This is a genomic window from Arthrobacter sp. UYEF3, assembly GCF_040546245.1.
Taxonomy (GTDB): Bacteria; Actinomycetota; Actinomycetes; order Actinomycetales; family Micrococcaceae; genus Arthrobacter.
In genome coordinates, this window is record NZ_JBEPNK010000021.1 from 16,367 (window position 1) to 38,580 (window position 22,214).

Below are 22,214 nucleotides of genomic sequence, written 5' to 3' on the forward strand. Positions count from 1 at the left end.
AGTGCGGCGGGAAACGGATATCGGGAAGCGTGCGTCGAAGCGGGGAACGAGCGAGCACGCGCAGGACGACCGTTTCGCGGACTCACCGGATGGCTACCGGTCCCATAGCAAGACAGCGTCAGGCTCCGCTCTGGAGCTCCGGTTCCTTGCGCAGCCCGGTGAGGCCCTTTCAGGCGAAGTTCACCAGGTGCGCGGCAACTCGGCGTTTGTCCGGGGTGCGGCTGTCCTGCCGCCACTGGCTGGTCATCGCGACCATGCCCACAAGCATCTGGGCGTACATGGCGCCGTCGACGGAACTAAAGTCGCGGCGGGCGAATTCGTCGGCCAGAACGAACTCGACTCGCACCCTCACCTGCCAAAGCAGGGAGGAGAAGGCTCCTTAGGGCTGCGACGGCGGTGCGTCGCGAATCAGGATGCGGAAGCCGTCGGTCCGGTCCTCGACTTAGCCCAGCAGGGCCAGCGCGGCCCGCTCGACCAGGAGCGCGAAGAGCCCGCGGCCGACGCCGATCAGCTGGGAGCGGCGCTGGGGGCCGGTCGTTCGGGACCTGCGGCTGTGGACGGGAACTGCGCCGGCCTGCTGGTGCGGGGGTCCGCCCCGAGGACACGCCCGCGCTCTCGCTCACCTGACCGTCATGCCTTACGGCTGCGCCAGCTTGGCCGCGCCGCCCTCGTCATGCACCCGGCGCCGGCACTCCGGCACCCGTGCCCGGGCCGCCGAGTGCGGGATGCCAGGGCATCAAGTCGCACGAGTAACATCCTTCGTGGCAGAATTGTCTCTTGTGTCTCAGGCTCGACGCCTGGGCACGGTCCGCTCTGGTGTAATGGCAGCACCCCGGCCTTTGGAGCCGTGGAGTATAGGTTCGAGTCCTATGGGCGGAACTGCCGTTGGCAGTCGTGGTCGGGGGAACCGGCCAGTGGCCGGAGGAATCGGCCGGGTCGGGGCCGGCCGCAGTCCAGTAGAATGAAGAGGATGCCGAGGCCGGAACGTGGTCCGGCACTGAGTCAGGCCACTGAGCAAGGAGAGCCCGTACGTGAGCCCCGAGAACACCGGCCCCGCCGCCGTCATTGTCCTAGCAGCAGGTGCCGGTACCCGGATGAAGTCCCGTACCCCTAAGATCCTCCACGAAATCGGCGGTCGCTCCCTGGTCGGCCACGCACTGACCGCCGCCCGCGCCCTCCGGCCGCACGAACTGGCCCTCGTGGTCCGGCACGAACGCGATCTGGTCGCCTCGCACATCGCCGGACTCGATCCGGAAGCACTGATCGTCGATCAGGACGACGTGCCCGGCACCGGCCGCGCCGTTGAAGCCGCACTGGAGGCCCTCGATGCCCTCCACCCGGAGAAGCCGCTGAGTGGTACGGTCGTCGTCACGTACGGCGACGTTCCGCTACTCACCGGCAAACTGCTCTCCGATCTGGTGGCCGCCCACGAGGAGGACGGCAACGCCGTTACCGTCCTCACTGCGGTGCTCGACGACAGCACCGGCTACGGCCGCATTCTCCGCGCCGGAGACGGCACCGTGACCGGCATCAGGGAACACAAGGACGCCAGCGATGCGGAGCGTGAAATCCGGGAAATCAACTCCGGCATCTACGCATTCGACGCCGCGGTACTGCGGGAATTCCTGCCCCGCGTCACCACCGATAACGCCCAGGGCGAGAAGTACCTCACAGACGTTCTGGCCCTGGCGCGGGCCGCCGGCGGCCGGGTCGCCGCTGTTGTGACCGAGGACCGCTGGCAGGTCGAAGGTGCCAACGACCGCGTCCAGCTTTCCGCACTCGGTGCCGAGCACAACCGCCGCACCGTCGAGGCCTGGATGCGCGCCGGCGTCACCGTCGTCGATCCCGCCACCACCTGGATCGATGCCACCGTGACCCTCGACGAGGACGTCCGGCTCCTGCCCAACACGCAGCTGCACGGGGCCACCACGGTGGCGCGCGACGCCGTCGTCGGCCCGGACACCACCTTGACCAACGTCCAGGTGGGGGAGGGCGCCACTGTGATCCGAACCCACGGATCCGGCGCCACTATCGGTGCACGGTCCAGCGTCGGCCCGTTCACCTACCTGCGCCCGGGGACAGTCCTGGGCCAATCCGGCAAGATCGGCGCGTTCTACGAAACCAAGAACGTAACGATCGGCCGCGGCTCAAAGCTCTCCCATCTCGGCTACGCCGGCGACGCGGAGATCGGCGAGGACACCAACATCGGCTGCGGCAACATCACGGCAAACTACGACGGCGTGAAGAAGCACCGCACCGTGATCGGCTCCGGTGTCCGCACCGGCTCCAACACGGTGTTCGTGGCTCCGGTCAACGTGGGCGACGGCGCGTACAGCGGCGCCGGTGCCGTGATCCGCAACGACGTGCCCGCCGGCGCCCTGGTCCTGTCCCTGGCAAAGCAGCAGAACTCCGAAGGCTGGGTCGCGGCGAACCGTCCGGGTTCCATCTCCGCCACGCTGGCCGAGGCCGCTGCCGCCACCCCCACATCCTCCACTACTCCGGCAACAACAGAAGAGGGCTAGCAAACATGAGCGAAATTACGGCACGCGGCGAAAAGAAGCTGGTGCTTGCCGCCGGGCGCGCACACCCGGAGCTGGCGCGCGAGATCGCCAAGGAGCTGGGCACGGAGCTGCTGCCGCTGGACGCTTACGACTTCGCCAACGGCGAGATCTACGTCCGGGCCGGCGAGAGCGTCCGCGGCACCGACGCTTTCGTCATCCAGGCCCACCCGGCCCCGCTCAACAACTGGCTGATGGAACAGCTGATCATGATCGATTCGCTCAAGCGGGCCTCCGCCAAGCGCATCACAGTGGTCTCGCCGTTCTACCCGTACGCCCGACAGGACAAAAAGGGGCGCGGCCGCGAGCCGATCTCGGCCCGGCTGGTCGCGGACCTCTATAAGACCGCCGGCGCGGACCGCATCATGAGCGTGGACCTGCACACCTCTCAGATCCAGGGCTTCTTCGACGGCCCCGTGGACCACCTGATGGCCATTCCGCTCCTGGCCGAGTACATCCGCACGCGGGTGGGTTCGGACAATATCACCGTCGTCTCCCCGGACACCGGCCGCGTCCGCGTCGCCGAACAGTGGGCGGAGCGCCTCGGCGGCGCTCCGCTGGCTTTCGTGCACAAGAGCCGCGACCTCACGGTGCCCAACCAGGCGGTCTCCAAGACCGTCGTGGGCCAGGTCCAGGGCCGCACCTGTGTACTGATCGACGACATGATTGACACCGGCGGAACCATTTCCGGTGCGGTCCAGGTGCTCAAGAATGCCGGTGCAAAGGACGTCATTATCGCAGCGACGCACGCCGTGTTCTCCGACCCGGCGCCGAAGCGCCTCGCCGAGTCCGGCGCCCGCGAGGTAGTTGTCACCAACACCCTGCCGATCGCCGCAAACAAGCACTTCGAGCAGCTCACCGTGCTGTCTATCGCGCCGCTGATCGCGCGTGCTATCCGCGAAGTGTTCGACGACGGCTCCGTGACCAGCCTCTTCGACGGCAACGCCTAACCATCGGTCCTGCCGGGCGCCCATCCGGGTTCCCCGACCCCGGCGCCGGGCCCGTTTTCGCGAAACGGGGCCCGGCACTGCTAAACTCATTCCGATACCTTGGCGAGGGAGAGCACCGGGATACCGTCTACACGGGAAATCCGATTGCTGGTCTCCGTTATCGACTGGGTCTGAATCTCCCTTCTGAAGGGCGGCCGTGCCGCCCGGCGTCGAAGGTCGTTGCCAGACCTCCGCCCTTGCTGAACCCCGTTCATCCCACAGGAGATACCCATGTCTGAGCAGAAGCTCGCAGCAGAAGTACGCGCCGAATTCGGCAAGGGCTTTGCCCGCCGCGCCCGCATGGCAGGCCAGATCCCGGCCGTCATCTACGGCCACGGCGCCGAGCCCATCCATATCACCCTGCCGGCCAAGGCCACCACCCTGGCCGTCCGCCGTGCCAACGCACTGCTGTCCCTGGACATCAACGGCGAAGAGCACCTGGCCCTCGTCAAAGATATCCAGCGCAACCCGATCAAGCAGATCATCGAGCACCTCGACCTCCTGACTGTCCGCACCGGCGAGAAGGTCACCGTGGACGTTCCCGTTCACCTGACCGGCGAGCTTGCTCCGGGTAACGCGTACAACCAGGAAATGACCACTGTCTCCCTTGAGGCTGAGGCCACTCACCTGCCGACCTCCGTCGAGGTCAGCATCGAGGGGCGCAAGGCCGGTGAGCACATCCACGCTTCCGACCTGGTTCTGCCGAAGGGTTCTGTCCTGCTGGCCGACGCCGAGGCCCTCGTCGTTCACATCTCCGAGGCCACCGAGGTTTCCGAGGAAGAGGCATCGGCCGAGACCACCGAAGGTTCTTCGGTCTCAGCCGGGTAGTTCCGGCGTTTTGGAGGCCGGGTCCCTTCGGGGCCCGGCCTCCGTCGTCTGCAGCGCCCGCCCATCCTGCCGCTCGACCCGGGCTGCCCCACCATTAAGGATTGAACTATGACTGACGCGTGGCTGATAGTGGGCCTTGGCAATCCGGGTTCCGAGTACGCCCACAACCGGCACAATGTCGGCCAGATGGTGCTCGATGAACTCGCTGCCCGGCTCGGCGGCAGTTTCAAGTCGCATAGGGCGCGGGCCCAGGTTCTTGAAGGCCGGCTGGGCGTCGGCGGCCCGCGGGTGGTGCTGGCAAAGCCCGTCAGCTACATGAATGTCTCCGGTGGTCCCGTTTCCGCTTTAGCGAAGTTCTATGACATTGACCCGGCCCGCGTCATTGCCGTCCACGACGAGATCGACATTCCCTTTATGAGCGTCAAACTCAAGCTCGGCGGCGGGGAGGGCGGCCACAACGGGCTCCGCGACATCTCCAAGGCAATTGCCACCAAAGACTACCTGCGCGTGCGTGTGGGCGTCGGCCGGCCGCCGGGCCGGATGGACACCGCTGATTTCGTGCTGCGGGACTTCGCCGCCGCAGAGAAGAAGGAACTGCCGTTCCTGATCGACACCGCAGCCGACGCCGTGGAGTCCCTCGTGCGGGACGGACTCCAGTCAGCCCAGCAAAAGTTCCACCCCGCGAAGGCCACCTAGCCCGCCACCGCCCCGAATCCTTTCCAATCATCCCGCCTTGCCGCTATGATCTGTCTACTCTCTTGTCGGGGGATAGAGTTACGCTACGTCTAAGCGGTCGGTGCCGGTCTGCCGGCCGCCAGGCGGTGCAAAGGAAACTAGATGTCGAGGGATTCGCTGGGCTGGGGGAATGTTCCCATCACATTGGCGCTGGCTGGCGATCAACACGCCGCCGGGGCACTCAACAGGCATGCGTGGGCACGGTTGTCACGCGGTGCCGACGCTGACCGCGTCCTAGCCGCCCTGGCTGCGCGTGACGGCATGGGCGTCGTCATTACCGGGGACCGCGGTGTGGGGAAGTCCCTCGTCGGACGCAGCGCACTCGCCGGCCTTGGTCCGGACTTCCATACGGTGCAGTTGAGGAGCCCCGGGTCGGGCACGTCCACTCCGTATGGATGCTTGGCGTTCACGCTCGCCCGGCTCCCGCAAAGCTCGCTTGGCTCGCCCACGGCGATCCTGCACGGGATCACCTCACTGATCCGCAACGATGCCGCGGGGCGTCAATGCGTCATTCTTTTGGACAATGCCGGTTCCTTGGACGAACAAAGCACCGGGGTTCTGTTGAACCTGTTGCAGACCGGAACCGGCCGCCTCGTAGCCACCGCACAGCGCGCCACCGACCTCCCACCCGACTTTTACTGGCTCATCACCTCCGGGCAACTGGCCGAGGTCCGGCTCGCCAACATGACCGAGATTGAAACCCGCGGGGTGCTCCAGGGCGCGCTCGGGCACACGGTTTCGACAGCCCTGGCCTCGCAGTTGCACGAACTGGTCGGCGGCAGCCCCACCCTCCTGCAGGCAGTGGTCTCGGAGCAGATGGAGCGCGGAAACCTGGTGCTGGCCGGCTCGGTGTGGACCCTGGTCGATGAGGTAGTCCTGGACGGCAAAACGGCCCTCGAAGACATCGTGAAGGCACGGTACGCGCGGGAAACCCCACTGGCCCGGGAAGCCATCGAGGTGCTGTCCTGCGCCCGCAGTATGTCGCTGTCGCGGCTTGCGAAGATGTATGACCCGGGTCTCATCGCGGACATGGAAGACGCCGGGCAGATCCTCGTCGACCGCACGGACCGGCATTTCGTGACACTCGGGGACCGCTACCTGGGCGACATCGTCCGGAATTGGCTCACAGTGGAGCGCCGGTTGGAGTTGCGCGACAAGGTTCCGGGCCATCAGGAACACGAACTCGCGGAGCTCAGCGTGGAGGACCTGCTGGCCTACGCTGCGTGGACGCACGACTGCCACGCGGAGTTGGCCCCGGCCCATGCGCTGGCGGCCGCCCGAGCCGCTGTAGGCCTCTTCGACCCTAAGTTCGCGCTGAAGTGCGCGGGCGGCATCCGCCCAAGCGACAGCGAATGGCCCGGCGGACAGCAGCAGAAGGCCGCCGCGTACCTGCAGCTGGGGTTGCCACTCCAAGCGATGTCCTCGCTGGACGACATAGCCGAGGTACAGATCAACCTGCTTGCGCCTGAGCCGTTCGCCGAACTGGTCGCGGCAAGGGCCGACTGCATGGCGTGGCTGGAGGACCAAAGCGGGAAGGTCCCGGAACTCCTTCGACGTTCCCGGCTGCGGCTGGAAGAGTTCGAACTGGGCGACCAGCATGCCGACGCGGACGCGCTGGCCCGCGCCGGCCTCTGCCTTGATCTTTGCGAGTTCACCTACCTCTCTTTCATCGGCGAGTACGAGCCGATGATGGAACGGCTCAGCGCCGCAGCCACCAGCAGCGACGCCATCGACCCGGTCCACCGATTCCGGACCTCGATCATCCTGATGGAAGCCCTGTGCATGACCGGGAAGGAACTCGAGGCCCGGCAACTGATGCGCGAACTGGCCGGAAGACTGGGCGAATGGTCCAACGTGCCGCGGATTCGTGAAAACTTTGCCTGGCGCTCGTTCAACGTGCTCCTGCTCTCCGGCCAATGGCGCCAGAGCATCGACATGCTCAAAGATGCCAGCGGACGCGCCGGGCACGGACTGCACTCGGGCAGCGCCGCCACCGACCTCGCCGTCGGGCTCGCCTACGTCTATGCCGGGCGCGGCTATTTGGCCCTGGATCCGCTCCTCGCCTCGATCGCCCAGCTCGAAGTCCGGACCAGCCTGCATGCGTTGCGGCAGGCCTACGCCGCCGCGGCTTTTGCCTACGCGCAGATGGGGAACTCCGTGCAGGCCACCGTCTACCTCGACCGCGCGCGGTCCGCTGACGGGCCAGCGCGCTTCGTGGTCAGCAGCTCGGCCGAGTTCTGCATGGACATGGCTTCCCGGTGGCTGGGCGACCCCGACGCCAAAGAACGGCTGGTCCACGCCGCTGAGCGGCACTTCCGGGACGGCCGTTACACGCTGGCCGGCATTTGGATGCTCGGGGCGACCGTCAATGGCACCGCCAAGGACTTCCAGTTCATGGAAGGGATCGCCGGGCGGCGGCAAGGCCCGCTCGCGGAACTGTCCCGGGTGGTCGCGGTTGGCAGCCGGAAGAAGGACGCCGCGACCATGCTCGAAGCTGCCGACCTCGCCGCAGGGCTTGAGCTCGACGCCATGCAGGCCAGATGCGCCGCTCTCGCCTTCAGCTTTGCCCGGGCCGCCGGCCTGGCAGGGATCGCCGCGGCCGCGCAGAGCATGCTCGAATCCTTGTCCGCGTCGGTGCCCGCGCTGCCCATCGTTCCGCGAAACGAGGGCCCGCTGCTGACCGAACGGGAGCGGCAAATCGCGGCGCTTGCAGGGAACGGAGTCTCCAACAAAGACATCGCCCAGGAAGTGGGGATTTCGGTTCGGACCGTCGAGGGTCACCTGTACCAGGTGTTCACGAAGTTCGGAGTATCGTCACGGAGTGATCTGCTTGGACTCATCTAGGGCCCGTGCGGTGACTCCCGCCGAGGAAGAGCGCCGCGGTGTGACAGGGCGGTCCGATGACCTAAGCGCGGCAGTGGACGCGCTCCAGGGCGTAACACACGTCGCCGTCCTGCTGTTGGGCGAGCACGGGATCGGCAAGTCGACGCTGATGGAGGCCGTTGCCGCACAATTGCGCGGACAGGTGACGCCAGTGCGCCTGCACGGCAGCCAGGCCCTGAGCCATGTGCCCTACGGCGTGCTGGCGCCATTCATCGTGGACCTGCCAGTGCAGGACGCCACCTCGCAGCTGGTCGTGCTCCGGACCTTCTGGGATTACCTCGAAGGGCAGCAGAGGGTGACCCAAAAGCCGCTGCTGCTCATTGTCGACGACGCCCACGACCTGGATGAGGCCACGGCGGGGGTCCTGGCGGAACTCGCTGCTGCCGGCTGGGCCAAGCTGCTCGTCGGTGCCGCGTCCCGCCCCGGCTTGCCGGAGCCGCTCCTGCAGCTGTGGTTCGAGGGCATCGCGGAACGACATGACTTGCGACCCCTCACCCGGGGACAGACGACCGAAATCCTGGCTCAGCGTCTAGGCCCCCAGGTCCTGCCCGCCGTCGCCGAGATGCTCTGGGCCGCGTCTGCGGGCAACCCGCTGTTGCTGAGCTCCCTGATCGACGACGCGAAGAGCGACGGTACGCTGCTCCAGCGCAACGGGGTTTGGCTGCTCACCCGCCAGCTGAACAGCCACGGCGAACGGCTGACCGACGTCGTCCGCCGCCAGCTGCTCCGCCGCTCCGCCGAAGAAAGCAAGGCCCTGAACCTCGTGGCTCTGGCCGAACCGGTGGCCAGGCTCCTGATTGAAGCCTTGGTCAACGGCCCCACCGTGACGGGGCTGATCGAGCAGGAGCTGATCCGCGTGTCGGACGCACCTGAGGCCGAATTGCGTCTGCAGCACCCCGTCTACGGTGACACCCTCCGGACCCTGATTTCGCCTGCGCGCAGCCTCGAGCTCCGGCAGAGCCTATTGCGGCTGATGGACCGGGAACCAGCCTCGGCGGAGGGGCTGCTCCGCCACGTGAGCTGGTCGATGGAATGCGGCGTCGAGGTCGAGGACGGGCAGTTGCTCCGCGCTGCCGTGCTCGCCAGCAGGCTCTTCGAGGACGAATTCGCCCGTAAGGCGGCCTCCCAGGTTAAAGACCCTGAACTGCAGATCGTGGCGCGTTCGGTAGTAGCACGCACATACTACAACGCCGCAAACTACGCGGCCGCACGGGATATTCTGGAGGCAGATTTCGCCCAGGGGCGCACGCTGGCCAGCCTTCTGACCGGGTCGCTCCTGTGGGCTGCCGTCCTGTCCGCGCTGGGACACCCCGCAGCCGACATCGTGGGGCGCGCCGAAGCGCTGCTGCACGCAGGGCAGCGGCTCGCCATGGACAACCCGGGCGAGGCCGAAGCCATTCTGGCCGCTTTAGGGGAACGCGTCCGGACAATCCGCACCATGGTCCTGGCCCTCGCCGGCGACGCCGACGCCCTGGGTACGCCCGACGGCCGCGCTTCCAGCCCGGCCGGGGAGGAGCCGCCGGCAGGCAATGTCGAAAAAGCCTTCAGGCTGGCTCTGCAGGCGGAGCAGCTGCTGGTCCAGGGAAAACCGGAGAGCGCCTACGGTGCGGCCACTGCGGCACTGGACGCGGCCGGAACTGAACCTGACGAACTGTACCTCCTCCCCAACTTCCTCGTGGTCCGCGCCGTCGCCACGGCGGTCTACGGGGGCGACTGGAAGGCGGCGGAAGGCTTGCTGGAAGGGTTTGTGGCCGGATCCGGACCCAGTCTGATCTCCTTCGGCGGCGGGGTCCACGCTGCTACCGGCATTATGCTGCTGTATCAGGGGAAGGCGGCCCAGGCCACGAAAACGCTAAGGGCAGCGCTCGAATCGCTGCGCGTCGCGGATCCCCAGCAGCTGTTTTCCCTGACTGCAGCGATGGCGTTCGCAGCGGCCGCGGAGGCGGGTGCCAATGAGAGGGCCGCGGAGTTCCTCGCCGACTACGAATCCGCCCGGCCGCCGGTCTCCCGGTACCTGCGCTCCTTATCCGCGATGGCCGTAGTTTACGGAAAGGCCCGGCTGGGCGGCTACGACGGCGCGGCGGACGAGCTGCGGCGGCTCGGGAGGCCCGACGTCGGCCGACGAGATGCCGGCCTGGAGTTCGATGCGCTGGCTTTCAGGCTGGCGCTCGGCGACACGGCCGCGGCACCCCGACTGCGCGAACTGCGGCCTGAGCTGGAGGGGCGCAGGGCGGCAGCCATTTGCGGCTACGCCGCTGCGATCGGGACCGGACTGCCCGGGGAGCTGATGGAAGCAGCCAAGACGTGTGAGGAAACTGAATTCTGGGGGTTCGCGGCCCTGGCGTACGGCGCAGCCGCAAGCGCCTACCGAGAGTCCGGCGACGTGCTTCGGGAGCGCATGGCGCTGTCCCAACGGCAGCGCTGCCGTGACCGGGCCGAAAGCGGGCCGGGGCAGGAGCCTGCCGGGCAAGACGATACCCTCGGACTCCTGACCCGCCGGGAACGCGACATCGTGGTGCTGGCCGTCCGAGGGCTGAGCGACAGGCAGATCGCTGCTGAGCTGCAGGTTTCCGTACGGACGGTGGAAGGCCACCTGTACCGGAGCTACGCGAAGCTGAACGTCAGGGGTCGCGAGGAACTCCGCCGAATCGTAGCGGAGTAGGTGTTCCCTGCTTCAGCTGCACGCATTACGGCCGGGGCACTTGCGGGCCCGTCGGCGACTACTTGGTTCGCCCCCGGTGGCGCTCGGCTTCATGTGAGTACAGCCGCGTAGACGCCCGACTAGTACGCGCCGTGCAATCGAGTACTACCTACGGATGTCATTGCTGTGGCAAGTCCATACTGTGGATTTATCACTGGTCAAACATTGATTGCGAAGGTCTCTCCCATGTTTCAGCAAGAAGCCGGCGTGCCTGCGGGCAGCGGCAAAACAGACACGATTTCACTCGCACAACGACCATCGAAGGGGCGGCAGGAAAAACCATTCACCCGGCAGCAGGTCGTTTCCGACGTCGTTGGCACGATGACGTCAGGTTCCGGTTGCGGCGTCGTATTGGTGGGGGAACACGGCGCCGGAAAGTCGTTTATCGCCCAACGTGCCCTGGAGCAACTTGGCGATGACTACCTGGTCGTCCAGGTCCGGGGTAGTTCCATTTCGTCGAAACTTCCTTATGGCGCCCTAAGCGTGCTCCTCAATGACCTCGATTCGTCCCATCTCGAGCACCCGCTGATGGTGCTCCGCGGACTCACCCAACTGCTCCACACGAAAGCCCAGGGACGCCCCATCGTCATCTTTGTGGACAACGCCCACGACCTGGACGACCTCTCCTGCATGATGGTGGCCCAGCTCAGCGCCGGGGGTCACGTGACGTTGCTGGCCGCGTGCGTGGACCTGCCCCACGTCGGCGGCGACATCATGGGCCTCTGGAAGGATGACCTGCTTCGCCGGGTTGACCTGGAGCCGTTTGACTTCGCCGAGACGGCCGAAACGCTCAACCAGGAGTACGGCGGTCACTTCTCGCACACGGCGGCCCGCGCGCTCTGGAGTGCAAGCGGCGGAAACGCACTGTTCCTCCACTCGCTGGCCCGCGAACAGATCAAGCTCAGCACGATCGTGCGGCAGGGGGGCGTCTGGGTTCTCAATGACCGTCCAATCGCCCTGACGGGTGAAGTCCGCGACGTCATCAAAGCCCGGCTGAACAGGCTCAGCCCCGGCCAGCGGGACGTTTTTGAACTGCTGGCGCTCGCTGGTGCCGTTCCGCTCCAGACACTGATGGGGATCTTCAACCCGCAAGACATGGACAACCTGCAGGAGCGGGGCCTCATCAACGTCAGCCACGACCACCCGCCGATGGTCAGTGTCGCTAACCCGGTGACCGCGACGATCGTCGCCGGCGTGGTTCCGCCGGGGCGCAGCGCAGAACTCCGGCGCCGGCTCACCGCCGTGCTGGCGAATACCGAGCAGGCCGAACCCGCCGGGTCCGCCGACGTGGCGTGGGCTCTGGACTGCGGGGAGCAGATCAGCACCGAAACGGCGCTGACCGCCGCCCGTCTGGCCAACAACGCCTCGGACCCGACCTCGGCGCTGAGATTCGTCCACGAAATCGACGGCGTCGGTGCGACCGCCGGCGTGGCCATCGAATCCGCGCAGGCTCACATCGCGGTCAACAACGATGAGTCGGCGCGGCGGGTCCTTCGCGGGCTGGAAAGTACTGGCGGCGCGGATCTGCCGCTGGTCGAGTGGGTGGCCCTGCAGTTGCTGTATGCGGAGCTGGACCAGCGCGGTCCTGGTGCTTCCGCCGCGGCGCGCGCCAGACTGGACCTGGTCCGCGTCCGTCTCGCGGCGCCAACCGTGGAAGACCCGGCCGCGCTGGAGGCGGCGCGCGAACTGTTATGCCTCGCCGAGGGTAAACTGGCTGCCTTCGAGGGCCGCCATAGCGACGTCCTGGCTCTCCTGCCCGATCGTAACCCGGGGCTGGCCACCGAGACCGGGATTCTCACCGCGAGCCTGCTCTGCGAAGCCATGGCCGTCAGCGGCGATGTCCTGGACGCCATGGCGCTGGGCAAGCAAGTTATCGCAGCAGCCGCGACTGTTCCATTGGCCGACCGCACCATGCGCGAAATCCGTGGCCGGTTCCTGCTCCTGATGCTGTTGTCCGCCAAATTCCGCGACGCCTCTGCTTTCCTTTCGGCCACGTCCGCCACAGACGAGCCGCAGGCCCGCCTTGGCGGGATGTTCGAGATCGGACAGGGCGTCATCGATCTCCACAACGGACACCTTGACGGTGCCATCCCGCGGCTTGAGGCCGGTATGTGGCAGCTCAGGGCCCAGGACCCGGATGCCTTGTCCGGTCTTGCCACGGCGGCATGCGCCTATGCGACCGCGCTGGCCGGCGATGAGGAAAAGGCCACCCAGTTGCTCACCGACGTGACGCGGCCGCAACGCCAAGGTTCCTGGCTGGTGCGTCGGTTGACGCGCTACTTCGAGCTGTGCTCGCTGGCGGAACTCGGCCAGCGGGCCTCTGCGATCCGTACGCTGGCAACCGAAGCGGACAGCGACGCCGACGCCGGCGCCCCAGCCACAGGGCTGCTCTTCCTTTCGGCGGCGGCCAGGCTGGGGGATCGGCAGCTTTGCCAGAAACTTGACGGCATCGCCGGGCAGGTGACTGGCCAGTTCGCCCTGTTGTGCCTGCGCCTGGCCGATGGGGTGAAGGAATTCGCGAGCGAGCAGCTGTTGGCTGTTGCCAAGGACGCCGACGGTGCCGGGAACGCTGTCTTTGCCCGCGATGTGGCCCGTCGGGCGGTCTATTGCGCCAACGAAGCCGGAAACCGGATAGCGCTCCGCATTTCGCAGCGTACGGAACAGTCCCTCGATGACAAATTCGGGAGTCCCAAGAACGGCCTGCACTCGTTGACCACGTCCACGCTCACGGCCAGGGAATGCGAAGTGGCTGTCCGCGCCGCGGCGGGGGCCTCCAACCGCAAGATCGCCGAACAAATGCACGTCTCCGTCCGCACCGTGGAAGGCCACCTGTACCAGGTATACGCAAAACTCCATGTTGCGAGCCGATCGGAGCTCAAAGATGTCATCTCGAGTCCGGCGGCCAGCGCCCGGATCGGTTGAGAGGTACGGGGCCCGTCCGGGTACCCCGCTGGAGGTCGACGATGGTGGGAGTGGACCTGAGTGGAAAATCTGACTGACGCGGCAGCCCTGATCGGCAGGTCCGGCGTCGTCAGGGACGTGGTCCGCTGCCTTCGCGACGCAGGCAGGGCAGGAGCCCTGATCGTCGGCAGTTCGGGGTCCGGGAAGACGGCAGTCGCTAAAGCAGTCCTGGCTGAGCTGCAGCCGCAAGGAACAGTGGTCAGACTCGCTGCCACCCCGGCCCTGGCGGCTGTTCCGTTCGGTGCGCTGGCCCCGTATCTGGCAGGGCTCCCGGCACGCGACCTCGACTCCTATGCGGCCGTACTTGGGGCCGTGACAGCCAACCTGAGATCCGAGCCGACCTGGACGCTGTTCATGATTGATGATGCTCAGAGCCTGGACCGCGGGACCATCCAACTCGTTGCGGAGGCCGTTGCCACCGGCGCGGCCAGGTTGCTTGCAACCTGCCGCCCCGGGCCGTTGATCCCCGAGGAGTTCCTGGCGCTGTGGGACGACGGAATCATCGCGAAATTCGATCTGGCGCCCCTGAGCCGTGCCGAGGTGCACCAGCTCTGCGAACAGGTGCTGCAGTCAGATGTGTCTCCGTGGGTTAGCGAGTTGTTCGCCAACCTCACCGAAGGCAATCCGTTCATGTTGTTGTCCTTGATCGACCACGCGCGGACTACCGGATCCATCGGCCAGCGCCGCGGGACGTGGTTTCTCCTGGCGCCGCCGGATCTGGGCGGCGTGCTGGCCGCGGATCTGGTGGACCACCAGGTTCGCTCCATGACCGCGGAGGAGCAGACCGCGGCCGACATAGTAGCCCTGGCCGGCCCGCTGTCACTCGGTCAAGTTCTCCGGTTCAGCAGTCCACGGGCCATCGACGCCCTCGACATGGCCGGGATCATCACGGTCTCACGCAACCTCGACCGCATCGTTCGGCCGGCCAGCCCGCTCATCGGAGAAATCATCCGTGGCCGCGTCCCGGCCGCCCGGAGCGCCGGTCTCCGGGCCGACCTCCTGGCTCTTCCGTGGGCGGCAGCCCTCCCGGATTCACTTCTCAACCAGCTGCGCTGGTCACTGGATACCGGCGCAGATCTAGCATCCCCGGACCTGATCCGGGGCGCCACCGCTGCCAACATCGGCCTTGATCCCGCGACCGCGCTCCGGGCCGCGGGTGCCGTACGAGAGGAGGGCTTCCTGTCCGAAGCCAGAATCCAGCTCGCCTATGCCAACTACATCCTCGGACGGCCCGAGGCGTCGGAGGGCCACCTTGCGGCCGCGCATCCAGTCCGTTACGGGCGTGCGTCCTATCTCGCTGCCCTGCTCTACGCCCGGCTCGGAAGCCCGGCAACAGCAATCGAACTGCCGCTTGAGGCCGGCACCGAAGTGCCGGACCCGGACGGTCAGGAACAGCTCCTTTGGGCAGCGCCAAGCGTTGGCCTCGCCACCAGCATCCTCGTGCGCAACTGGGACGGCCGGATCGCGGAACTTCAGGCACGGCTCCAGGACCTTGTCGCCGCCACCGAGAAGAATCCGGAAATCCGGATTCCGGCGGTGTCCCGCCTCGCCGGGGTGTGGACTGCCCAAGGCAGGGTACTGGCAGGGTTGGGTATCGACCGCGAGGCATGGCGCGGGGTGCAGGGCGCCGGGCTCGCCCTTCCCCTGGTCTACGAAGATGTGCTGGCGCGACACTGCCTGAACCTTATCCGTGCCGGGGAATGGGAAGAACTCGCTTCGGTGCTCGACGACTACACCGCCGCCCTGCCCTCGAGGCTGCTGTCCAGCGGGGGGCTGCTGCATGTGATGCGCGGCTACTCCAGGCTACGGCAGGGGAGGATCCCGGAAAGTTTGGCTGAGCTGCTGCTTGGGGTGGAAGAACTCCTGATCACCGATCCTTGGGAACTGCTTGCGTTTGCCCACGCCGCCACTGCCTATGCAGCGGCCACCCTCGGACACACAGACGAGGCGAGGGAGCAGGCAGTTGCTTTCCGCAGTGCCGTCTACCGGGAGCCCGAGACCCTTGGACTCCTTGCCGAGGCCTATTGCAGCGCCGCTGAAATTGCCACTGGCAGCGCCAGGGGCAGAAACGGTGACGGCGCCCCGGGCGAGCTCGAACGGCTCGCGGCGGAGGCTCAGCGGCAGGGACTCAGCGCCGTGGAGACCGATATCCGACGGCTCGCACTGCGCGGCGGGGACGCGGCAGCCGCGGAGGCTCTGGCCGCCAGCAGCGCCGCCGTCGAGGGTCCGGAGGCGCTACTGCTGCGCTCCTATGCGCTCGCAGTCGCCGCCTCCGACTCGGCCGAGCTCGCGGCGCTCAGCGACCAGGCGATGAGCGCCGGCTATCTGCTGCTGGCGCTCGAAGCCGGCCAGCAGGCCGCGCATTTGCTGGAAAGCGACTCAGACAAGTGGAAGCTCACCGCCGTCCAACGCAAGGTGCACCACCGGATGGTCGCGGCGGGCATGTCCGGACACATGGATATCATCCGCGGCGAACACTATGCCGACCTCACCTCCCGGGAATCCGAGATCTTGAAGCTGGTGGCAGGCGGAGCTTCGAACGCGGAGATTGCCGCCCAGCTGACCGTTTCCCAACGGACCGTGGAGGGGCACCTATATCGGATTTTCGGGAAGCTCGGCGTGAGCCGGCGCGCCGAGCTCGTCGACGTGCAGCGCGATCTGCCGCCGGCGTAGTGGATCTTCCGGTCGGCTGCCCGCTTGGGGCGCTAATCAGTGCTTTCTGCGGGCTCGATGCGGACGCCTGCGTGACTACCGCGTGACAAGACCGCCTTGCGGGAGTATGCCTAAGTAGTGGGATAACGAAGAGCGCAGGAGAAGTCGGGTAATCCCTACTCGTGTGCAGGTTGGGCCGGCGCGATTGACTTAGGTCAGTTCGGAGACCGTTTTACCGTTCATAACCGAACTCCTTCATTGGAATCGTACGGCGCCTTTACCGGCAGCCCTACCCCAAAGACGGAGCCGGCGGCGTCAGAGCCTTCTGAGACCGAGGCTCTCCCCCCAGCCGCCGCCGGCTCCCTTAAATGGTCTGCACCACTGAAAGATGGGGAATCAAGGAAGGCGCGGTGCCCGATATCCGCTCCGTTCAAAAGCACTATTCTGTTGACGCCCTGCCTGTGGACCTATGGCCCGCAGGCAGGGCGTTTTCTCATTCCAGGGGTATCAGCGTATTTGTCCTTGCGGCGGCCGAGACTCAACCGCTTAGGCCCGCTTAACCAGGGGCGGGACCGATTTTGCTGACTGTGCGGGCATTGCGCATCAGTTTCGCGGGAACGTGGGATAATTAGGTCTAATCTGCGTGACGTAATAGGACCGGCCCATCGGGCAGGCCGTTTGCGCCGCGGCGAATGCCGATCCAGGAGCTTCTGCCTATGGTTGCCACACCAGCCCATCTCCTCCGCTCTGCCACGGCGCTGGGCAATGAGGAGGTTATGAGGATCCGCAACGATTTCCCAATCCTGAATCGGTCTGTCAACGGGCATCCGCTTGTCTATCTGGATTCAGGTGCCACGTCGCAAAACCCGCTCAGCGTGCTGGAGGCGGAGCAGGAGTTCTACGAGCAGAGGAACTCGGCCGTACACCGCGGCGCGCATCACCTTGCGGTGGAGGCCACCGAAGCCTTTGAAGACGCGCGCGAGACCGTGGCCGCCTTCATTGGTGCGGATCCGGACGAGCTGGTCTGGACATCCAACGCCACCGAGGGCCTGAACCTGCTGAGCTATTCCTTCCTGAACGCCTCCCTGCCGGGCGCCCCGGCCGAAGCGGCCCGCTTCGCGCTCGGCGCCGGCGACGAAATCGTGGTCACCGAGATGGAGCACCACGCCAACCTGATTCCCTGGCAGCAGCTGGCCGAACGGTCCGGGGCCACGCTGAAGTTCATTCCCGTCGACGACGCCGGAGCGTTGGACCTCGAGGCCGCCGGCCGGCTGATCGGCGAACGCACCCGCGTGCTGGCCTTCACCCACGCTTCCAACGTCCTCGGCACCATCAACCCGGTGGCCGAGCTGGTCTCCCTCGCCCGGGCCGTTGGTGCCCTCGTGGTGCTGGACGCCTGCCAGTCGGCCCCGCATTTAGCCCTGGACGTCAATGACCTCGGTGTGGACTTTGCCGTCTTCTCTGGACACAAGATGCTCGGTCCGACGGGGATCGGCGGGCTGTACGGGCGCTCGGAACTGCTCAATGCCATGCCGCCGTTCCTGACCGGCGGCTCGATGATCACCACAGTCACCATGGAACGGGCTGCCTTCCTTCCCAGCCCGCAGCGCTTCGAGGCCGGCACCCAGAAGATTTCGCAGGCCGTGGCGCTGGCGGCGGCCGCCAACTATTTGAGCGAAACCGGCCTGTCCCGGATCCACGCGTGGGAGGCCGAACTTGGCCGGCGGCTCGTGGAAGGGCTGGAGGCCATCCCCGGGATCCGCGTGCTGGGTCCTGCGGCGGGCCGTGAACGAATCGGCCTTGCCGCGTTCGACGTCGCAGGGGTGCACGCCCACGACGTCGGACAGTTCCTCGACAGCCGTGGCATCGCTGTCCGCGTGGGCCACCACTGCGCGCAGCCGTTGCACCGCCGGCTCGGCCTCACTGCGAGCACCCGGGCCAGCACCTATCTGTACAACACCACGGACGACGTCGACGCGTTCCTCGACGCTGTCGCGGGTGTCCGCGGCTACTTCCAAGCCTGAGGACGGCATTGCATGAGTCTTGACCAGCTGTACCAGCAAATCATCCTTGAGCATTCCAAGAAGCGACACGGCAGCGGGCTGGCCGCCACCGGAGTGCCAGCGGGAGCCAACAGCGGCCAGTCGCATCAACTAAACCCCGTCTGCGGAGATGAGATCACCCTGCGCGTCTCGGTGGCAGGCGGAAAGGTGAGTGAACTGCGCTGGGACGGCGAGGGATGCTCCATCTCGATGGCATCCGCCTCCGTGCTGGCGGACCTTGCCGAGGGCCTGGAACCGGCGGAACTGCAGCACGTGATCGACAGCTTCCGCGAGGTGCTGCGCTCCCGCGGAAAGGTCGCGGCTGATCCGGAGATATTGGGCGACGCGGCCGCTTTTGAAGGCGTGTCCCGCTATGCCGCCCGGGTAAAGTGCGCCATGCTCTCCTGGGTGGCGGCCGAGGACGCACTTGGCCAGGCCTCTGCCGATATTTCCGCAGAAAGCTAATCCCGGCGCGTCTGAGCGCGCGCTGCGGTGTGGTCGCCTGGCCGCGGCGACAGCAGCCAGTTATTCGGTTCAGAGCTAGTCGGGCCTGAAGGGCAGTTCATCTCCGTGCCCCCTTCTGCCCTCGTTCAGGTGGCCATCCTCGGGGCGCTGGCCTGGACCGGGGCATGGAGCACCCGTGGATGCAGCGCTGAAAGTTACCGCTCCGCTACGTTTGTGACCCACAAAATATGGCTCGGAAGAGACGCTGTGTGCTTTTCCGGCGGCGGCTCTGACGAGTAGCCAACCGAGTGGTGACACGATGCGTATGCGGGTATTCGACCGCCACTCTCGTTGTGGAACCGCAACAAAGACGGGTAGACCCCACTCGTGCCTGAAGTAGTGCTTGGTTCTTACTCTGAATCATGTTGGGGCATAGAAAACACGGGGAAGAACTGGACTCCCGGGGAATGCAAAGTGCACCTGACTCTCGGCATCGGGGGCCGCTAAGCTGTGTCCCCCCTTCGTCGAGGTCAGGCGTCCTCCATTCGATCGGAAACAGCCATCCAGTTCTGAACCGGTGGCGAGTTGGGAAATTTCCGTTGAACCCAGTCCTCTCCGTCGTCGGCCTATTCAGCGCCGCACAGAAATTCAACGGGACAGCACGAAACCGGGAGGTCGACGAATCATGACGCCGAACACTAAAACGAAGAATCGCCGAGCCAAGGCGCCGGGAGTCCCGCCGCTGCCGGACGGGGCGCCTCAGTGGCCGGATGAAATGCCGAGAAACCCCGCACGGGTTGAGGCCGTTGCGGCCGGGGCGCTCACCGGAACTGCAGATGCGGCGCCGGCTTTCACCTTCGATGTGGCGATCGTCGGCCTGGGCTACGTCGGCCTCCCCACGGCGCTTGCTATCAATTCGTCCGGCCGGCGTGTTCTCGGGCTCGATGTTTCGGAGGCGCGGCTGGCAGTTATCCGCTCCCAGGAGGCCGACCTGCTTGCTTCTGACAAAGCCCGTTTGAACATCGCCCTTCGTGACCCCGCCTTCATGATCAGCACAGATCTTTCCTTGCTGGCACGTGCCGCTGCAGTAGTTGTCTGCGTGCCTACTCCGGTGGATCCCTATCTCGTTCCTGATCTGGGGATTCTCCGGGCTGCATGTGCGTCTGTGGTCGAATTTGCCGTTCCCGGTCAGCTCTTGATGCTGACCTCAACAACCTACGTCGGCTCCACCCGGGATCTTCTCGCCGCGCCGTTGGCTGCCAAGGGCCTGATTCCGGGACGGGACATATACGTGGCGTTTTCGCCCGAGCGCATCAACCCGGGGGTGGATGCCTTCTCGCATGAGGATGTCCCCAGGGTGGTCGGCGGGGTAACCCAGGCCTGTGGCGAGGCTGCCGCGGCGCTGCTAAGTGCGAGTACCAAACTTGTACACAAAGTCCCCTCGGCTGATGTGGCCGAGATGACCAAACTCGTGGAAAACACCTTTCGGGCGGTCAACATCGCACTGGCCAACGAGTTCGCGGACATCTGCCAAGGACTTGGCATGGAGGTCATGGACGTCATCGATGCCGCATCAACGAAGCCCTACGGTTTCATGCCGTTCACTCCCGGACCCGGCGTTGGCGGCCATTGCATTCCGTGCGACCCGCACTACTTGCTCTGGCAATTGCGGAAAGCCCGCGTCAACGCCCCGGTGATCGAACATGCAATGGCGGGCATCGCGAGCAGGCCCCATCAGGTGGTGGAGAAGGCCCGCAAAATTCTGTCCGAGCGCAATCATGGCCTTTCGGGTGCCCGGATCCTCGTCCTGGGCGTTGCTTACAAACCGGATGTCGAGGATCTGCGGGAATCGCCTGCGCTGGAAATCATTGCCGAGCTGATCGCTGACGGTGCGGAGGTGGCCTACCACGACCAGTGGTGCCCGACTGCGCCGGACGGGCAGGGAGGCAAGCTTGAGTCGCTCGCTGATCCAAACCTTTGGGAGGCCGACTTGGTGATCATGCATACCAAGCATTCGGCCACGAACGTGGACTGGCTCGCGGACGCCCCGGCTGTCTTGGACACGACCTATCGGCTTCCGGCCCACGCCAACGTGACGCGGTTGTGACCGTTTTGCCGCGGCAGCCAGAATAGGAAAGTAGGAGCAATGAAGACCACAATCACTGGGGGAGCCGGCTTCATCGGAAGTCACCTTGTCGAACACCTGCTGGCTGCAGGCGACGAGGTAACCGTGCTCGACAATCTCTCCACCGGTCGTCTGGAGAATCTGCGAAATGTTATCGGCCACCGCAAATTTCATTTCGCCGAGGGGAACATCCTCGACAGAACAGCTGTGGACAAGGTGGTGTCCGGGTCCGATCGCGTCTTTCACCTGGCGGCTGCCGTCGGGGTAAACCTGATCGTCGAACATCCCCTGGAGAGTCTCCGGACGAACATCCATGGCACGGAAGTTGTCTTGGACTCTGTCCTCGAAGCCGGCGCATCGCTGCTGCTGGCTTCAACCAGCGAGATTTACGGAAAGAACGCTTCGGACAGCCTGAGCGAGGAAGCCGACCGAATTCTCGGCTCCGCGCTGAAATCCCGGTGGACGTACGCCGCGGCCAAAGGCATAGACGAGGCTTTCGCGCACGCCTACTGGCGGGAGTTCGGACTGCAAGTGGCCATCGTGAGGCTCTTCAACACGGTGGGACCGCGGCAAACCGGTCGCTATGGCATGGTTGTGCCGCGTCTCGTGAAGCAGGCCCTCTCCGGTCAGCCCCTGACGGTATACGGCGACGGGAAACAGACCCGGTGCTTCTCGTATGTGGGGGACATCGTACCCGCGATCACCAGGATTTCGGCGGAAACCTCGGCTCACGGCAACGCTTACAACCTCGGGGGAAGCTATGAGATCTCGATCCTCACGCTTGCCGAGCGGATTGTGGAGCTTCTGGGCAGCCAAAGCGATATCAGTTTCGTCCCCTACGAAGAGGCCTACGCGGAAGGCTACGAGGACATGCGCCGGCGTGTGCCGGACAACACCAAGGCCCGACAGTTGGTCGGATTCGACCCGAAAACGACACTCGACCAGATCATCCACAACGTCGCAGCAGAACACCGGCCCCACAATGCCACGAGCCCCGTCCAGTGGAAAGTGACGATGGCTACCAACTAGCCCGTAAACAGGTGCCGCGCCGAATGGGGGTGGTTCTTGAACTTTCCCAAGCTATTCTGATCCAGCACAGCAAAGTTTCAACACTTGGGGGCGGACGGCCGTGCATCCGGAGCTGATATCCGGAGGCGCGGCCGTTCTACGATTCAAAGCTATCTATCGGTGATCGACGGCCTGGGCGGAACACAGTGGAGCAAAAAGCACATCGGCATACGGAATCAATCGTCAAGCGAATCGTCGTAGCAGGCCTCGTGGGAGTCCTGGCGGTGT

The 22,214-nt window shown here is 65.7% G+C and carries 12 protein-coding genes, 1 tRNA gene and 1 pseudogene; 13 read left to right on the forward strand and 1 reads right to left on the reverse strand.

All coding sequences use genetic code 11. From position 1 onward, the window contains the following. Positions 1–169 precede the first annotated feature (169 nt). Positions 170–511 (reverse strand): annotated as a pseudogene (locus ABIB14_RS14085) (hypothetical protein). Between the two features lie 296 nt (positions 512–807). Here ABIB14_RS14085 and ABIB14_RS14090 point away from each other — a divergent pair. The 13 genes from ABIB14_RS14090 to ABIB14_RS14150 all read left to right on the forward strand — a co-directional run bounded on the left by ABIB14_RS14090 (position 808) and on the right by ABIB14_RS14150 (position 21,947). Continuing rightward, positions 808–879, forward strand: a tRNA-Gln gene (locus ABIB14_RS14090). 152 nt (positions 880–1,031) lie between these two features. Beyond that, the gene (gene glmU, locus ABIB14_RS14095; RefSeq protein WP_354236539.1) at positions 1,032–2,522 is read left to right on the forward strand and encodes a bifunctional UDP-N-acetylglucosamine diphosphorylase/glucosamine-1-phosphate N-acetyltransferase GlmU; all 1,491 of its coding nucleotides are present in this window, start codon (positions 1,032–1,034) and stop codon (positions 2,520–2,522) included. Between the two features lie 5 nt (positions 2,523–2,527). Continuing rightward, the gene (locus ABIB14_RS14100) at positions 2,528–3,508 is read left to right on the forward strand and encodes a ribose-phosphate diphosphokinase (protein WP_354236540.1); all 981 of its coding nucleotides are present in this window, start codon (positions 2,528–2,530) and stop codon (positions 3,506–3,508) included. Positions 3,509–3,778: 270 nt separating this feature from the next. Continuing rightward, complete coding sequence (locus tag ABIB14_RS14105; protein ID WP_354236541.1) at positions 3,779–4,375, forward strand: 50S ribosomal protein L25/general stress protein Ctc; 597 nt, start codon at positions 3,779–3,781, stop codon at positions 4,373–4,375. 108 nt (positions 4,376–4,483) lie between these two features. Beyond that, entirely contained in the window at positions 4,484–5,071 is a 588-nt protein-coding gene (pth, locus tag ABIB14_RS14110; RefSeq protein WP_354236542.1) for an aminoacyl-tRNA hydrolase, read from the forward strand. A gap of 141 nt (positions 5,072–5,212) precedes the next feature. Further along, positions 5,213–7,954: a helix-turn-helix transcriptional regulator gene (locus tag ABIB14_RS14115; protein WP_354236543.1), complete on the forward strand. Its 2,742-nt coding sequence runs from the start codon at positions 5,213–5,215 to the stop codon at positions 7,952–7,954. A gap of 10 nt (positions 7,955–7,964) precedes the next feature. Beyond that, a complete protein-coding gene (locus ABIB14_RS14120; protein ID WP_354236544.1) occupies positions 7,965–10,655 on the forward strand; it encodes a helix-turn-helix transcriptional regulator in 2,691 nt (896 codons plus the stop codon). A 225-nt stretch (positions 10,656–10,880) separates the two neighbouring features. Further along, positions 10,881–13,616 (forward strand): helix-turn-helix transcriptional regulator, encoded by a 2,736-nt coding sequence (locus ABIB14_RS14125; RefSeq protein WP_354236545.1) that lies wholly within the window; start codon positions 10,881–10,883, stop codon positions 13,614–13,616. A 60-nt stretch (positions 13,617–13,676) separates the two neighbouring features. After that, a complete protein-coding gene (locus tag ABIB14_RS14130; protein WP_354236546.1) occupies positions 13,677–16,328 on the forward strand; it encodes a LuxR C-terminal-related transcriptional regulator in 2,652 nt (883 codons plus the stop codon). A 689-nt stretch (positions 16,329–17,017) separates the two neighbouring features. Then, the gene (locus tag ABIB14_RS14135) at positions 17,018–18,331 is read left to right on the forward strand and encodes a SufS family cysteine desulfurase (protein ID WP_354236573.1); all 1,314 of its coding nucleotides are present in this window, start codon (positions 17,018–17,020) and stop codon (positions 18,329–18,331) included. A 12-nt stretch (positions 18,332–18,343) separates the two neighbouring features. Then, positions 18,344–18,814 carry a Fe-S cluster assembly sulfur transfer protein SufU gene (gene sufU / locus ABIB14_RS14140; RefSeq protein WP_354236547.1) on the forward strand — a complete coding sequence of 157 codons (471 nt, stop codon included), beginning with the start codon at positions 18,344–18,346 and terminating at the stop codon, positions 18,812–18,814. 841 nt (positions 18,815–19,655) lie between these two features. Further along, positions 19,656–20,900, forward strand: a complete 1,245-nt coding sequence (locus ABIB14_RS14145; protein ID WP_354236548.1) for a nucleotide sugar dehydrogenase — start codon at positions 19,656–19,658, stop codon at positions 20,898–20,900. Between the two features lie 39 nt (positions 20,901–20,939). Continuing rightward, positions 20,940–21,947 (forward strand): dTDP-glucose 4,6-dehydratase, encoded by a 1,008-nt coding sequence (locus ABIB14_RS14150; protein ID WP_354236549.1) that lies wholly within the window; start codon positions 20,940–20,942, stop codon positions 21,945–21,947. The last annotated feature ends 267 nt before the right edge of the window (positions 21,948–22,214 follow it).

What these genes read in the sequence shown, in the direction of transcription:
- ABIB14_RS14100 (WP_354236540.1), top strand. Translation starts at nt 2,528, where the DNA reads ATGAGCGAAATTACGGCACGCGGCGAAAAGAAGCTGGTGCTTGCCGCC.
- ABIB14_RS14105 (WP_354236541.1), top strand. Translation starts at nt 3,779, where the DNA reads ATGTCTGAGCAGAAGCTCGCAGCAGAAGTACGCGCCGAATTCGGCAAG.
- pth (WP_354236542.1), top strand. Translation starts at nt 4,484, where the DNA reads ATGACTGACGCGTGGCTGATAGTGGGCCTTGGCAATCCGGGTTCCGAG.
- ABIB14_RS14115 (WP_354236543.1), top strand. Translation starts at nt 5,213, where the DNA reads ATGTCGAGGGATTCGCTGGGCTGGGGGAATGTTCCCATCACATTGGCG.
- ABIB14_RS14125 (WP_354236545.1), top strand. Translation starts at nt 10,881, where the DNA reads ATGTTTCAGCAAGAAGCCGGCGTGCCTGCGGGCAGCGGCAAAACAGAC.
- sufU (WP_354236547.1), top strand. Translation starts at nt 18,344, where the DNA reads ATGAGTCTTGACCAGCTGTACCAGCAAATCATCCTTGAGCATTCCAAG.
- ABIB14_RS14150 (WP_354236549.1), top strand. Translation starts at nt 20,940, where the DNA reads ATGAAGACCACAATCACTGGGGGAGCCGGCTTCATCGGAAGTCACCTT.